Source organism: Pseudomonas crudilactis (assembly GCF_013433315.1).
Classification (GTDB): Bacteria; Pseudomonadota; Gammaproteobacteria; order Pseudomonadales; family Pseudomonadaceae; genus Aquipseudomonas; species Aquipseudomonas crudilactis.
The window spans coordinates 1-691 of sequence record NZ_WXVV01000057.1 but is presented as its reverse complement, the minus strand read 5'-3'; the positions used below and the strand labels follow the sequence as shown (position 1 = coordinate 691).

At 61.5% G+C, this 691-nt stretch carries 1 protein-coding gene; it reads right to left on the bottom strand.

The window, feature by feature from the left end:
- A partial coding sequence (locus GTU76_RS29755; RefSeq protein ID WP_246376193.1) for a DUF6531 domain-containing protein occupies nt 1-691 on the bottom strand: 691 nt, incomplete at both ends.

The window sequence follows — 691 nt, the reverse complement described above, 5'->3', positions numbered from 1 at the left end:
CTCCCAGAAGAAACTCGCCCCGCCAGCCAGTTGCCGCTGCAGAATCACGTGGGCGTCGTCGTAGTCGTAACGCTCGCTGTCACCGACGGCGTTGCTGGCCTCGATCAGGTGTTGATAAGCGTCGTAGCGGTAACTGACCAGCGCCTGTTCAGTGCTCCAGGCACCGTCGCGAAACACCTGGTAATCCACACCGAGCAACTGCGCGCGGTCATAGCGCAACAACAGCGAACGCCCGGCGCCGTTGTCCAGTCGCTGCACCCGGTCAGAGCGATCGCGCTGCACCGTCAGACGATTGCCATAGGCATCGCTGACCGCCGTCAGCCGTCCCGCGCGAAAGTGATAAAACCGCGCCGTATCCCCGGCCAGCGCCAGGATCAGCTCTTCCGGTTCATCACCCAGAAAAATCGCCGCCCGCGACAAACTGTTGTGAATCGCCGGCCGCTCAATACTCGGCAGCGGAAACCGTGTTCGCCGGTTTTCGTGATCGACCCAGACCACGAAGTCGCCTTCAAACTCCAGCCGATGCGCCAGCGAATGGCTCCAGCCAAACCCCAACCCAACATCGATTTCGGCGGCACTAGAGCGATACAACCGCGTGAACTCAAACGGCAACACGCCATCGAGCACGGCATCGCTCAGGGTCAGCAGTTCCTCACCGGTGACCATCGATACCGGGCAGCCATTGGTGCAG